This window comes from Nonomuraea monospora, from assembly GCF_039531895.1.
GTDB classification, from domain to species: domain Bacteria; phylum Actinomycetota; class Actinomycetes; order Streptosporangiales; family Streptosporangiaceae; genus Nonomuraea; species Nonomuraea monospora.
Genome location: NZ_BAAAQX010000008.1, coordinates 317,467 through 330,983, shown reverse-complemented (window position 1 = coordinate 330,983; position 13,517 = coordinate 317,467). Strand labels below are relative to the sequence as shown.

Below are 13,517 nucleotides of genomic sequence, written 5' to 3'. Positions count from 1 at the left end.
GATCGCACCGCGGCCGCTTGACCTGGCGAGCGGCGCGCGCGGGAGCGGGCAGGGCGAGCGGCGTGCGTGCGCGAGCGGCAGCGGCAGGGGGTGAGGCGGGCGGAGGGAGGGGCGAGTAGGGTGGTGAGTGAGCACTTACCCACCTCTCTTGGGGATGATCGCCCATGAAGATCACCGTCTTCGGTGCCACCGGTGGCACCGGGCTTGAGCTGCTGCGCCAGGGCCTGGAGCGGGCCCACGACGTCACCGCCGTCGTCAGGAACGCCGATCGCCTGCCCGCCGGCCTGCGCGACCGCCTCGACGTCATCGAGGCCGACATCATGAACCCCGCCGCCATCGCCCCCGCCGTCAAGGGCCGCGACGCCGTGCTGAGCGCGATGGGCTCGCGCGAGCGCGGCCCCACCACCGTCCAGGCGGGCAGCATCACCTCCATCCTGGCCGCGATGCGGCAGGAAGGGGCTCGGCGGCTGCTCATGGTCAGCGCCTCCGGGCTGGCGGCCGACGCCGGTGACGGCCTGTTCACCCGGTACGTGCTCAAGCCGCTGATCATCCAGCGCGTGTTCCGGCACTCCTACGCCGATCTGGCCAGGGCGGAGGGGCTGCTGCGGGCCTCCGACGCGGACTGGACGATCGTCCGGCCCGCCCGGCTGACCGACGACGGCCTCACCGGCTCGTACCGGACGGCTCGCGATCTGAGTGTGCGGGGCGGATTGCGGACGACCCGCGCCGATGTGGCGCACTGCATGCTGGAGCTGATCGGTGACCGCACGTCGGTCGGTCACGTCGTCTCGGTGGCCACCTGACCGGCGTCCGGACCACCAGGAGACACGAACGGGCGTCTGGGGCTCCCTGTAGTGTCGGGGAAATTTTGGTCGGATTTCGCTGACCTGCACTGACGGCGTCTCCAGTGCTGGGCCGGTGGGATGCTCAGCGGGGGCGGCGGCGCTGAACGGGGTCGGCCTCGGCGGTGATGCGGGCGGAGGTCTCTTCGCCGAGGCGGACGTAGCGGCCAAGGCTGGCCAGGTGCTGGTGGCGGCTTTTGGCCTGCAACTCCGGGGCGGTCCGTCCGGCCTGCGCGAGATGCTGCAACGCGCTGTGCCGGAGCTGGTGCAAGGTCCACCCTTGGTGGTGCGGGTCCTGTTCGGCGGAGGCTGTCTTGAACAGGTGCTCGGCGCGCGGGTTCGGCTGTCTCCGGCAGCTCGGCCCCTGGTAATTCAACCTGCTTGCGCTTGCGCCACGAGATGGCCTGATTCACCAGGGCCTTACGGGCGTAGGCCTCAGGGTTGCCGCCTTTGGCGAGTTTCGTCCAGTGGGAGGCGACACGGGTGAGGACCGTCTGCAAGAGGTCCTCGGCGAGATGGGGGTTCCCGGTGAGCAGGTACGCCGTCCGCATGAGCGACTGCTGACGTGTGCGTACGAACTCGTGGAACCCCTCGTAACGGTCCATGTATCGAATTAACTCCGGTGAGGGGCTCCAGGTTGGAATGCCCACCGTAGTCAGCAGCGGACGAGGGGCTTTGGGCTCCCTCAAGATCGCTGAGAAGGAATCGAGACACCCTTTACCGAGGGCAGCGATAGAGGAACGAGACCAAGGGGGCGCTGCTTATCTTGGGTGCTTTTCGAGCGTCAGGCATGTGAGACATGTGCCCGCTCGACGTACGTGCCTTACAGATATCCGATGGGTGTGAGGCATGTACGGGACGTGAGTCACGCGTCGCGGAATCGAGCGGCGTCCCACTTGACGGGGTCACCGGTCTGGCGGCAGCAGGGGCACTCCTCCGGCACAGTGTTCGGGTCCACGAAGTAGGGCCCCAACCACAGGCGTTCGCCTCGTTCGCTAGACGGGTGTCGCCCTCGCTTCCGGCGTGCCCGTTTCTCTTCTTCGTCGCGCGCTTGCTGCTGTGCCCAACGGGCGACATCAGCGGGGCCGAAGTCCGAGCCACTGTGGGCGTTGACCGCCACGAGGACGTCGGCGGACTGCTGTGAGCCGGCGGCAGACCTGTCGAAAGGCGCGCCTCGGAGGGCCTCATGGCGCGAGGCGATGGGCCTTGGTGGAGGCGTCGAGCATGGTGGTCCTTGTGCTCAGCCCGAACAGGCGAAGGCGGCGGGATCAGCAGAGAAGACCGCCCCGTTGATCCCGCCGCCCTGATCACATGCGACCGAGGCCCGCGAAGAACTTTCGGATGTCGGCCACCAGCGAGTCAGGCGCCGCCATCGCCAGCATGTGACTGGGGTGCTCATGGTCCTCCCAGTGCACGATGGCGTTCCCGCGCTCGGCGATCCGGCGGAAGACCGCCGGGCCGCCGTGGGAGACGCCCGTGGGCACCGCCTTCTGGTCGATCGGCATGCCCGCGGCGTCCTCGTAGTACGTCCACGACGACGAGCCGCCGGTGTTGGTCAGCCAGTACAGGCTCGCGTTGGTGAGGATCAGGTCGCGGTCGATGGGCTCCGGCGGCGCCGCGTCCTCTGGCCAGCCGTCGAACTCCTTGAAGCGCTCCACCAGGTAGGCCAGCTGGGCGACCGGCGAGTCCGCCCAGCCGAAGCTGAGCGTCTGCGGCCGCGCGGCCAGGTAGGGCGCGTACCCGCTGCCGCCGGTGCCGCTCAGCATGTCGGCCACCCACTCCACGCTGGCCCGGTCCTCCTCCGGCAGCCCTTCGAGGTCGGCCGGGCCGGTCGGCATGCCGATGCCGCCGGTGATGTGCACACCGATCACGTGCTCGGGGGCCAGCACGGCCAGTTGTGGTGCGACGAGCGCGCCCGCGTCGTTGCCGTGGACGCCGTAGCGCTCGTAGCCCAGCCTGCTCATCAGCTCCGCCCAGGTGCGGGCCACGCGTTCGATGCTCCAGGGCCGCTCGTCCGCGGGCTCGGGGAACGGGGAGAAGCCGAACCCCGGCAGCGATGGGGCGATCACGTGGAAGGTCTCCGACAGCGGGCCGAGGAGGTCGGTGAACTCGACGATCGAGTTCGGCCAGCTGTGCGTGAGGATCAGTGCGGGCGCGTCAGGGTCGGCGGATCGGACGTGGAGGAAGTGAACGCTCTGGCCGTCGATATCCGTGGTGAACTGCGGGAACTGGTTCAGCTTGGTTTCCTGGGCGCGCCAGTCGTACGCGTCCGCCCAGTAGTCCACCAGTTCCTTGAGGTAGGAGACGGGGACTCCCCGGCTCCAAGCGGCGCCCGGCAGGCGGCTGGGCCAGCGGGTGCGGGCCAGGCGGGCGCGCAAGTCATCCAGATCGCCTTGCGGGATCTCCAGGCGAAACGGCCGAATGTCAGTTATGTCGTGCGTCATGAACATCAGGCTAGAGAGCATCGCGGAAGATTATCTTCCGCGATAGCTCGCTATTTCCGGGATCTTGATGGTTGCCGGTCCGGCGGACGGCGTCTGCTGCCGAGAGATCACTGACCACCAACTTCACCAGTGGTCATTTCACGTCAGTGGATGTGAACTCCGTGCTTCAGACGCCGTCCTCGTCCACGACAGCGGCACTGGTGGTGCCAGCCTCGGACGACGCGGCCCGGCCGAGCGGCCGCAGGCCCCTGTTCGGGGCCGAGGAAACGTCGGTGAGCACTTGGTCCTACAGCAGGATCGGCGGGACGGCCCGGGCCGTCGAGGCCACGATCCGGCGCACCTGATCGACGTCGACCGGACACATCACCGCCCGCACCGGTCGGGACGTGCACCATCCCACGTTGCCGCTGGCACCGCACCCATATTTGCAGCACTGCCAGCCAACATGCCTTACGTGCCTGACAAGATCATCGCGCCCTGACCTGCAAGAAGAGGCCAAGAACCCAAGATAACCACTGAAGTGTGACAAGTGGACCGCCTCGCCCTGCCAGACCACCCATCGCCCCTCGCCAGTCGCGAGCCCACCGGGAACAAGTTCTGCGCCGGAATCGGCTCAAAGCCCCAGTTCGCGCAGCTGCGCGGGCCGCAGCGGTCGCCAGCCGCTGGTGTCGAGCTTGGCCAGCTCCGCCTCGACATCCACGGTGATCACGCCGAAGAAGTTGACGTTCTCGCTGTGCGCCGGGGAGATGTGAGCCAGCAGCTCGTCCGGCACGTCCCGGCCTGCCGCACGCAATTGCCGCACGGCCAGCGAGTAGTACTCCGTCGTCCAGGTGATGACGGCGTTGGTCAAAACGGTCAAGCACCATGCCTGGTCGGTCTGATCGGCCAGGGCGGGCTTGGTGACCGCGCCTTGCTGGGCGTAGTGCAGGTCCCGGCGCAGCGCGTGCAGGCTCTCGCCTTTGTTCAGCTGGCGGGCGATCTTCCTGCGGTAGGCCGGATCCGACAGGTACTTCGCGGCGTGCAGGGTGCGGCGCAGCATGCCCCACTCCTTCAAGGCGGCGGCCAGGGTGTTCTGCCGGGAGGCGGCCGACCACTTACCCACCACCAGCGAGGCGGTGGCCTGGCCGTATTTCAGCGACCCGGCCATCCGCAACAGGCCCGGCCAGCACTCGGTGATCAGGTCCTCGTTCCAGCGGGTGCTCAGCAGCGGGCCGGCGTGCGGGTAGCGCTTGACCGTCTCGGTGGGGGTGTCGTCCCGGATCAGGGTGATCTTGCCCAGATCGCGGATGCGCGGGGACAGCAGCTTGCCCACCAGGTCGAACAGGGCAAAGTTGATCAAGGTGACGCCGTGGGTATCGGTCGCGTGCTCGAACAGGGGCAGATCGGTGGCGTTGCCCAAGAAGTCGTCCAGCACGAAGTGCGCCTCTCGTGCGTTCGGAACGATGATCTTGGTCCCGAAGGTGGAGTGTTGATCCGACACGTGCGTGTAGGACGACAGCACCTGGCCGCCATGGATGGTCATGTCCCGGGCGGTCGTGCTCTTCCCGCGCACGGGGAACCTCTGGGCGTCCGAACTCGACATGGTGCCGCCGCCGAACACCTTCGACAGCTCCAGGGCATGGTGGTGGTTAAACCAGGCAGGTGTTAGCCTCGCGCAGCGTCTCCTCCCGCACATACCACTCCTGCGTCCAGCGCAGCACGTCGTAGCCGATGCCGCAGGCCTCCGACATCCTGGCCAGCCCCAGGTTCGTGGCATTGGCGATCAAGACACTGCGGATGTTGCGCTTGGTCTCGGTCGACGTGCTGATCTTGCGGCCACCGGCGTGGGTGAAGCAGTCCAGGAACCCGGTGCGCACGTCCAGTTCGATCAGCAGCGAGGCGATCGGCGCGAACGGCAGCATGCCGGTCAGCTCGGCCTTCAGCTCCTTGACCTCGCCCGGCACGTCCTCGGCCGACAGCGGCGGGATGACCAGCTTGTCGTCCTCATCGAGCCGGACCGAACCGGTGTCGTCCGGCAGCGCCTGGGCCAGCGCCTGGGCCAGCGTCTGCTCCAGCTGGGCCAGCGCGGTGTGCAGCTCCTGTTTGCCCTGCTCGATCGCCTCGACCGCGTCGGCGGGCTTACGCACCAGCGCGCAGAAGTCGGCCTGCCGCGGCGCCCACTGCTCGGGCGTGTACAGGTAGGTGGCCGGGTCGGCGTAGCGGCGCGAGCCGGGCACGAAGATGTCGCCCGAGCGCAGCCCGTCGCGCAGCGCCAGCACCACACACAGCTCCCAATAATGCCGGTAGGCGGTCTCGTCGCCGTCTTTTCGCGCCTTGGCCAGGTACTCGGCGTAGCGGGTGGGCACGAACGAGGTCGGCGCGCCCTCGGGCACCTTGCGCCCGCCGCTCTCATTGAGCCGCTTCAAGATGGCCACCGCCTCCATCAGCTCTGCGGTGCCGGTCCCGCCCTGGAAGTCGATCGCCGCCAGCACCTGCGGGGTGAACTGGCGCAGGTAGGTGTAGGAGGCATGCAGGGCCGACAGGCGGCCGTGGTCGCGGGGGAGCTTCTTCCAGCCCTCGGAGACGACCTCGCGCAGCTTGCTCATCCCGATCGTGTTGCGCAGCAGCCCGCCGATCTGCTCGTCGGGGATGGACGGGTCGGCGAGCACCGGCAAGATCACATCCAGCAGCAGCTGACGGGCCTCACCCACCTTCGCCCGCTCGATCAGTGCCTCGTCCGTCTTGGACTTGGCTCGTGACTCCCGCGCGGACACGGCCTGGTCGAACAGCATCACCACCTCATCGACCTGTTCCACAGCGGACTGCGCGACCACTGCCAGCAAGATCGGATAGCGGCGCTGCGGCTCGCGACGCTCCAACGCCTGGTTGGTCGATCGGCGACCCACCGAGGCCAGGAAACGGCGCCGCTCGGCCGCCAGCTCCGACACGTCCAGGGTGTGGGCGTCCATGTTGCGTAGGTAGAGCAGCTTGTCGATGGCGTTCTTCACCGAGGTGGCGCTGGCATCGGTGGCAGCCTTGATCAGCCAGGCCAGCCGGGTCATCTTCAGCCTCGCGTCATGGACCAGCAGCCGGTCCAGGTCCGCACGTAACTGACGGGTCAGCAGATGCGTGACCTTCTCCCAGGTCAGCGCGGTGGCGCCGGTCCGGGCGGCGGCCACCATCTTGGCCAGCGTCGTCACACCCGGCCGGATCGTCTTGGCCGCCATCAGATACTCGGTGGCCAAGTTGAACAACAGCGTGGGCGAATCGTGCTCCATCGCCCGATCCAGCAGGAACTGCTCCAGCTCCTACATCGCGGTACTGCCGGCCGGGGCGCTCTTCCACCCCAAATAGCCGGCCGCCAACCGCAGATGATCCGAGCGGGTGTGCGGCCTGTCGCCGTACCCCTCCAGCACGACCGGATCCATCCCCAGCCGCTCGGCCAACCGGGCCACCGCCACCGGCGAGCCGAGCTCACCTCGTCCGGCACGAACCCCAACCAGGGCAAGGTCGCCAGTTGAACGGCAAGCCCTAATCGATCACCCGGGCCGCGGCCGCGCCCGGGTCAATGAAGGCGAGGTCGGCGGGCGTCAGGGTGAAGTACCGGATCAGATCCTCCCGGCTGATGTCGGGATAGGACCGCAGCCGCTCCAACTGGTTCTCGGAGAACATCCGGGTCGACATCGACCACCCCCACACCGCAACCGGCCAGGACAGCACGAACCGTAGCGGAAGTGATCAACAAACGGAACCTGCCCGCATCAGTGCAGGTCAGCGAAATTCGACCAAAATTTCCCCGGGACTACAGGGAGGCGTCTGGGCGGGCGTTCGGGCGGGCTTCGGCGGGCGAGCGGCGCGGGCTCGGTCACCCGAGCAGTGTCACCCGAGCAGTGCCGCCGGGTCGCGCTCCGGCGGTCCCGCCGGCCACCACTCCTCCTCGCGCCGCGTGAACGGGTACCACCGCCCGTCCCGGCCGTAACGCAACTGCACGGCGCCGATCGTCCAGCGGTTGCGCCAGGCCTCCACCTCCGGCGGCCGTTCGCCCTCCCACCCCGCCTCCAGCAGCGCCTGCGCCCTGGCCAGCTCCCGCCGGGGCGGCGTCCACGAGCCGTCCAGGACGTCCAGGCCGTCGGCGCCGCCGTACCGCCAGGCCTGGACGGCGGCGTCGAGCCCCAGGTCGAGGTCGTGCTCGGCGGCCAGCCGGACGCGGTCCTGGTACTCGCCAAGATCGGGCAGCCGCCCGCGCCGCAGCAGCTCGCGGGCCCGCCCGGCCGCCGAAGCGGCCAGCACGGCCAGCGCGGCCACGTCCACGCCTGGCGCGGGCTCCAGGGCGGGCGGGGTGTAGCCGACGTCGTACGGCGGCGGCTCAGGCAGCGGCGGCACCCCCACCGCGTAAGCCTGCGCGACCGGCACCCCGGACGGCTCCCGGACGGGCTCCTCGCGCTCTTGCAACGCCTCGATGAGGTCGCGCTCGCCGCGCCCGCGCAACAGCAGCAGCACGAACGGGTCGGCGTCCAGCAGCCAGGACGCCTGATAGCACAGGGCGGCGGCGTGCTTGCACGGGTGTCCCCAGTCGGGGCAGGAGCATTCGGGCTCCAGGTCGCCGACGGCCGGCAGCAGCGGCACGGCGGCGTCCTCGGCGGCCTCCACCAGGTCGTGCGGCATGTCGCGGTCGAGCAGCGCGGCGATGTGCCCGGCCTTGGCGGCGACCTGGTCGAGGAAGCGTTCCCAGGCGGCGTCGGTGAGCTGTTCGACGCGGACGACGACGTCGTACTCGCTCTCGGCGACGGCGGCGAGCCTGCCGGGGCTGACGGTGATGGGGCCGAGCAGTCCTTGCTTGGCGTAGGCGCGGCCCTTGCGCAGCAGGCCGTGGTCGAGGGAGGTGTCCTCGATGGCCTGGATCCAGGCGCGTCCCCACCAGGAGGTGGCGAAGCGGGCGCCGGCGCTTTGCGGGGGGAACGCGGCGAAACCGCGGGCGTCGGTCATCTCAGCTCCACGAAGGCGGCGAGCTCGGTGTCGGTCGTCTCGGCCGCGAAGGCGGCGGGCGCGGCGGTGGTCATCTCAGCTCCACGAGGGCGGCGAGCTCGGCGTCGGTCAGCTCGGTGAAGGCGGCCTCGCCGGAGGCCAGCACGGCGTCGGCGAGCGAGCGCTTGGCGGTGAGCATGCGGGCGATGCGGTCCTCGATCGTGCCTTCGGCGATGAGGCGGTGCACCTGGACGGGCCTGGTCTGGCCGATGCGGTAGGCCCGGTCGGTGGCCTGGTCCTCGACGGCCGGGTTCCACCAGCGGTCGTAGTGGATGACGTGGTCGGCGCGGGTCAGGTTCAGCCCGGTCCCGGCGGCCTTGAGCGACAGCAGGAACACGGGGGCGCTGCCGTCCTGGAAGCGCTGGACCATCTCCTCGCGGCGGGCGACGGGCGTGCCGCCGTGCAGGAGCTGGGTGGGTACGCCGCGGCCGGTGAGGTGGCGTTCCAGCAGCCGGGCCATGGCGACGTACTGGGTGAAGACCAGCACGGCGCCGTCCTCGGCGACGATGGTGTCGACGAGTTCGTCGAGCAGTTCCAGCTTGCCGGAGCGGCCGCTCAGGCGCGGGCCGGTCTCGTGCAGGTAGTGCGCGGGGTGGTTGCAGATCTGCTTGAGCCCGGTGAGGAGCTTGACGATGAGGCCGCGCCTGGCCATGCCCTGGGCGGCGCCGATCTGGGTCATGATCTCGCGGACGACCGCCTCGTACAGGCCGGCCTGTTCGGTGGTGAGCGGCACGGGACGGTCGGTCTCGGTCTTGGGCGGCAGCTCGGGCGCGATGCCGGGGTCGCTCTTGCGGCGGCGCAGCAGGAACGGGCCGACGAGGCGGGACAGCCGCCCGGCCGTCTCGGTGTCGCCGGACTCGACGGGTTTGGCCCATCGGGCCCTGAACCTGCCGAGCGGGCCGAGCAGCCCTGGTGTGGTCCAGTCGAGGATGGCCCACAGCTCCGACAGGTTGTTCTCGACGGGGGTGCCGGTGAGGGCGACGCGGGCGGCGGCGGGGATCTCGCGCAGGGCCTTGGCGGTGCCGGAGGCGGGGTTCTTGACGTGCTGCGCCTCGTCGGCGACGAGCAGGCCCCAGCGGTGCGCGGCCAGCAGGGAGGCGTCCAGGCGCATGGTGGCGTACGTGGTCAGCACGAACCCGTCCTCGGCCCCATCGCCGGGCAGGGCCCGGTTGCTGCCGTGGTAGCGGCGCACGGGCACGCCCGGCGCGAACCGGGTGATCTCGCGCTCCCAGTTGCCCAGCAGCGAGGCGGGGCAGACGACGAGCGTGGGCCCGGCCCCCTCGGCGGCTCCTTCGGCGGCGCGGTGCAGGTGCAGCGCGATGAGCGTGATCGTCTTGCCCAGGCCCATGTCGTCGGCCAGGCAGGCGCCGAGGCCGAGGGAGGTCATCCTGGCCAGCCAGCGCAGCCCGGCGAGCTGGTAGTCGCGCAGCGTGGCGGCCAGCCCGCCGGGTGGGTCGGCGGCGGCGGGCTCGGCCAGGCGCTCGCGCAGCTCCTGCAGCCAGGCGGTGGGCTCGACGGGCACCTGCTCGCCCTCCACCTCGACCGTGCCGGTCAGGGCGGCGCCGAGCGCCTCGATGCCCGTCAGGGGCTTCAGGTCGCGCTGGCGGGCCTTGCGGGCCAGGTCGGGGTCGATGAGTACCCACTGGTCGCGCAGCCGCACGACGGGGCGGTGGGCCTCGGCGAGGCGGTCCATCTCCTCGGCGGTCAGGCGGCGTCCGCCGAGGGCGAGCTGCCAGTCGAAGCTGGTCAGGTGGTGGCCGCCGAGGAAGGACGGCATGTCGGAGGGCGCCGGGTCGCGGTCGCCGATGACGGCGCGGGCGCTGAGGCCGCGTACCAGGGACTTGGGCCAGTGCACGTCCACGCCGGCGGCGGCCAGCCGGTCGGCGGCTCCGGCCAGGAGGTCCTCGACGTCGCCGTCGGAGAGGGTGAGCTCGTCGGGGACGGCGTTGTCGAGCAGGCGCTCCAGGCGGGGCCAGGCGCGGGCGGCGCGGCGGACGGCGAGGGTCGCCTCGATCCTGGCGCGGGCGCCGAAGCCGGGGTCGCGGCCCTGCCACAGGTCGGCGGCGTCCACGACGAGGGACGGGTCGGCCAGGCTGTGGAGCTGGACGACGGCGCGGAACTCGGCGGCGGCCAGGTCGTCGGCCTCGACGCGCAGCGACAGCCGCACGCCCGCGTCCAGCCCCGCCGAGACCTCCTCGGACCAGCGGCGCAGGTGGGGGACCTTGACGGGTTTGGCGGCGGCGAAGGCGGTGGTGCCGGTGGCGCGGACGGCGCCGGGCGAGCGGGGCATGGCGTCGGCGACCGCGTCCAGGAAGGCGCGCACGAGCGGCTCGGCGTCCGGCAGCAGCGCTTCCCCGTCGGAAGCGCTGAGGGGGATGGCGCGGGCGGCGGCGGGCATGGCGGCCGCCAGCTCCCGCACCCGGCGCAGATCGTCGGCGTCCAGCGGCCCGGCCCGCCACGTGTCGTGCTCCCCGGCCGTCACGCCGGGCAGGATCCGCCCCCGGGTGAGGAGTTGCAGTGCCACGAGCGCGGCGGCGCCCCAGAAGCGGGCTGCGGGGTGGGCGTCCGGGGCCGTGCGGGCCCTGGCCAGCGCCGCGACCGCCTCGCCGACGGGCACGAGGGTGGCGGCGGCGGGCCTGGTGCTGACCTGGCCGTCGCGTTCCTCGGCCACGGTGACCTGGTCGTTTCCGCCGGGATCGAGGAAGGCGACGTGGCCGGATCTGGGCGGGTCGCCGGGTTGGAAGACTGCCGGGTGCCGGGCCAGATCCGTCGAAGAGCTCACGGCCGTACATCGTACGGTACAAAGAGGGTGTGGTTTACCTCAGCAGAGATCGGGCAGCCTCCTCATTCCGCGTTTATCCGGATCTTCCATAGCCTTGATCTCATGACTGACTGGCTGATCGGACTGATGGAGAGCCTTGGTGCCGTAGGGGCGGGCCTGGCCATCGCACTCGAGAACCTGTTCCCGCCCCTACCCAGCGAGGTGATCCTGCCGCTGGCCGGTTTCACGGCGAGCAGAGGCAACATGGACCTGCTCGACGTCCTGGTGTGCACGACGCTCGGATCGGTGGTCGGCGCGCTGGCCTTGTACGCCGTCGGGGCGATGCTCGGCCGCGAACGCACGCTGGCCATCGCGGGCAAGCTCCCCCTGATCAAGATCACCGACATCGAGAAGACCGAGGCGTTCTTCCAGCGCCACGGCCGCAAGACCGTGTTCTTCGGCAGGATGATCCCCATCTTCCGCAGCCTCATCTCCATCCCGGCCGGCGTGGAGCGCATGCCGCTGCCGATCTTCACGCTGCTCACCACGGCCGGCAGCCTCATCTGGAACACCGTCTTCGTGATGGCCGGCTACCTGCTGGGCGACCAGTGGCACCTGGTGGAGACCTACGCGGGGATCGGCAGCAAGGTCGTGCTCGGCCTGGTCGCCCTCGCCGTCGTGGTGTTCGTCGTGATCCGGCTGTCCGAGCGCCGCAAGGGGAGGCATGCGAGCCGCCGCTGAGGGGCTGCGCCTGGGCGGCGCGGTGGTCCTCGGCGCCGTCACCGCGCCGGCCGAGCTGGCGTTCCTGCTGCTCACGCTGCCGTTCCTGGGCAACCCCAACGTGTACGCCGCCGCGCGGCGGCTGGCCAGGATGGAGGCCCGCCGCCTGCGCCTGGACCTGACGGCGCTCGACGCGCTGACGGACGGGCGCGGCAAGCGCGCGGCCGGATACCTGGCCGCGCGGGCGCCGGTCGGGGTGCTGGGCGGCCTGGTGATCCTGCTGCTGGTGTACGGGATCTCGGTCGGCGTGCAGATCACGGTCGCCTGGGCGAACGGCGAGCCGTTCGACGGGATGGTGCCGTCGGCGCCGTTGGTGACCTACTTCGGCGTCGCCGGGTTCGTCGGGCTGTTCCTGGTGCTGTCGGGCCTGGCCGGCGTGCACGCGCTGGAGTCCACGCTGGCCAGGCGGATGCTCGGCCCCGACCCCACCGAGGTGCTGCGGCGCCGGATCGCCGAGCTGGCCGAGAGCCGGGCCGGCATCGTGGCGGCGGTCGACTCCGAGCGGCGCAGGATCGAGCGCGACCTGCACGACGGCCTGCAGCAGCGGCTGGTGGCGCTGTCGATGCTGATCGGCCGCTCCCTGCGCGGCCGTACCGAGCTGATGGAGCAGGCGCACCGGGAGGCGCAGCAGGCCCTCGCCGAGCTGCGCGAGGTGGCCTGGCGGGTCTACCCGAGCGGGCTCGACTCGCTCGGGCTGGGCGAGGCGCTGGCGGGGGTGGCGGAACGCTCCAGCGTCCCGGTCAGGGTAGATTGCCGCCTGGAGCGGCGGCCCCCGATGGCGGTGGAGACGGCGGCGTACTTCGTGGTCTGCGAGGCCGTGACGAACGCGGCCAAGCACGCCGGCGCCACGCTCATCACGGTCGAGGTGCGGGAAGAGGAGGAGACGGCGGTGCTCGTACGGGTGACCGACGACGGCTCGGGCGGCGCCCGGCCGGCCGGGAGCGGCCTGTCGGGGCTGGCCCGGCGGGTGGCGGCGCTCGACGGCCGGTTCGAGGTGACCAGCCCGGCGGGCGGGCCCACGACGATCACGGCGGTGCTGCCGTGCGGGTGATCCTCGCCGAGGACTCCACGCTGCTGCGCGAGGGCCTGGTGCGGCTGCTGCTGGAAGAGGGCCACGAGGTGCCCGCCGCCGTCAGCGACGGCCAGGCGCTGGTGGCGGCCGTGGACGAGCACCGTCCCGACATCGTGGTGGCCGACGTGCGCATGCCGCCCACCCACACCGACGAGGGGCTGCGGGCGGCGCTGGAGATCCGGCGCCGCTGGCCCGAGATCAAGGTGCTGGTCCTGTCGCAGTACGTGGAGAAACGCTACGCCACCGAGCTGATGAGCTCCGACGTGGACGGCGTCGGCTACCTGCTCAAGGACCGCGTCGGCCAGGTCGGCGACTTCCTCGACGCGCTGGAACGGGTCGGCGCGGGCGGCGCGGCGTTCGACCCCGAGGTGGTGCGGCAGCTCCTGGCGCGCACCACCCAGGTCGACCCGCTGGCCCGGCTGACGGCCCGCGAGCGCGAAGTGCTCGAACGGATGGCGCAGGGGCTGACCAACGCCTCCATCGCCCAGGAGCTGCACGTGTCGCAGAGCGCGGTGGAAAAACACGTCAACTCGCTGTTCGACAAGCTGAACCTGTCGCACACCAGCGGTTACAGCCGTCGCGTGCTCGCCGTGCTGCACTTCCTGGAGTCGTGA

At 70.8% G+C, this 13,517-nt stretch carries 12 protein-coding genes and 1 pseudogene; 5 read left to right on the top strand and 8 right to left on the bottom strand.

What is annotated here, in order from left to right:
• Window positions 1-164 precede the first annotated feature (164 nt).
• Entirely contained in the window at window positions 165-803 is a 639-nt protein-coding gene (locus ABD331_RS18670) for an NAD(P)-dependent oxidoreductase (RefSeq protein ID WP_344476314.1), read from the top strand.
• 124 nt (window positions 804-927) lie between these two features.
• Here the strand turns inward: ABD331_RS18670 and ABD331_RS18665 are convergent, their stop codons facing one another.
• The 3 genes and pseudogenes from ABD331_RS18665 to ABD331_RS18655 all read right to left on the bottom strand — a co-directional run bounded on the left by ABD331_RS18665 (window position 928) and on the right by ABD331_RS18655 (window position 3,307).
• Window positions 928-1,218, bottom strand: a complete 291-nt coding sequence (locus ABD331_RS18665; protein ID WP_344476312.1) for a tyrosine-type recombinase/integrase — start codon at window positions 1,216-1,218, stop codon at window positions 928-930.
• Between the two features lie 61 nt (window positions 1,219-1,279).
• A pseudogene (locus ABD331_RS18660) lies at window positions 1,280-1,393 on the bottom strand (SigE family RNA polymerase sigma factor); the annotation flags it as partial.
• A gap of 756 nt (window positions 1,394-2,149) precedes the next feature.
• Complete coding sequence (locus tag ABD331_RS18655; protein ID WP_344476310.1) at window positions 2,150-3,307, bottom strand: epoxide hydrolase family protein; 1,158 nt, start codon at window positions 3,305-3,307, stop codon at window positions 2,150-2,152.
• Window positions 3,308-3,438: 131 nt separating this feature from the next.
• Between ABD331_RS18655 and ABD331_RS18650 the strand changes: the two genes are divergently transcribed.
• Window positions 3,439-3,630 (top strand): hypothetical protein, encoded by a 192-nt coding sequence (locus ABD331_RS18650; protein WP_344476308.1) that lies wholly within the window; start codon window positions 3,439-3,441, stop codon window positions 3,628-3,630.
• A gap of 269 nt (window positions 3,631-3,899) precedes the next feature.
• Here the strand turns inward: ABD331_RS18650 and ABD331_RS18645 are convergent, their stop codons facing one another.
• The 5 genes from ABD331_RS18645 to ABD331_RS18625 all read right to left on the bottom strand — a co-directional run bounded on the left by ABD331_RS18645 (window position 3,900) and on the right by ABD331_RS18625 (window position 11,072).
• Entirely contained in the window at window positions 3,900-4,868 is a 969-nt protein-coding gene (locus tag ABD331_RS18645) for a Tn3 family transposase (protein ID WP_344476513.1), read from the bottom strand.
• Between the two features lie 46 nt (window positions 4,869-4,914).
• Window positions 4,915-6,570 carry a Tn3 family transposase gene (locus ABD331_RS18640; RefSeq protein ID WP_344476511.1) on the bottom strand — a complete coding sequence of 552 codons (1,656 nt, stop codon included), beginning with the start codon at window positions 6,568-6,570 and terminating at the stop codon, window positions 4,915-4,917.
• 226 nt (window positions 6,571-6,796) lie between these two features.
• Entirely contained in the window at window positions 6,797-6,985 is a 189-nt protein-coding gene (locus ABD331_RS18635; protein ID WP_344476305.1) for a DUF4158 domain-containing protein, read from the bottom strand.
• Window positions 6,986-7,144: 159 nt separating this feature from the next.
• Entirely contained in the window at window positions 7,145-8,251 is a 1,107-nt protein-coding gene (locus ABD331_RS18630; protein ID WP_344476303.1) for an SWIM zinc finger family protein, read from the bottom strand.
• Window positions 8,252-8,321: 70 nt separating this feature from the next.
• Window positions 8,322-11,072, bottom strand: coding sequence for a DEAD/DEAH box helicase (locus ABD331_RS18625; RefSeq protein ID WP_344476301.1), 2,751 nt, complete (start codon window positions 11,070-11,072; stop codon window positions 8,322-8,324).
• A gap of 102 nt (window positions 11,073-11,174) precedes the next feature.
• Between ABD331_RS18625 and ABD331_RS18620 the strand changes: the two genes are divergently transcribed.
• Genes ABD331_RS18620 through ABD331_RS18610 form a run of 3 tightly spaced genes read left to right on the top strand, consistent with a single transcriptional unit; the run spans window position 11,175 to window position 13,517 of the window.
• Entirely contained in the window at window positions 11,175-11,792 is a 618-nt protein-coding gene (locus ABD331_RS18620) for a DedA family protein (protein ID WP_344476299.1), read from the top strand.
• On the top strand, window positions 11,776-12,882 hold the full coding sequence (locus tag ABD331_RS18615) for a sensor histidine kinase (protein ID WP_344476297.1): 1,107 nt from the start codon (window positions 11,776-11,778) through the stop codon (window positions 12,880-12,882). The genes ABD331_RS18620 and ABD331_RS18615 overlap by 17 nt, the downstream gene beginning before the upstream one ends.
• Window positions 12,873-13,517, top strand: a complete 645-nt coding sequence (locus tag ABD331_RS18610) for a response regulator (RefSeq protein ID WP_344476294.1) — start codon at window positions 12,873-12,875, stop codon at window positions 13,515-13,517. Before ABD331_RS18615 ends, ABD331_RS18610 begins: the two co-directional genes overlap by 10 nt.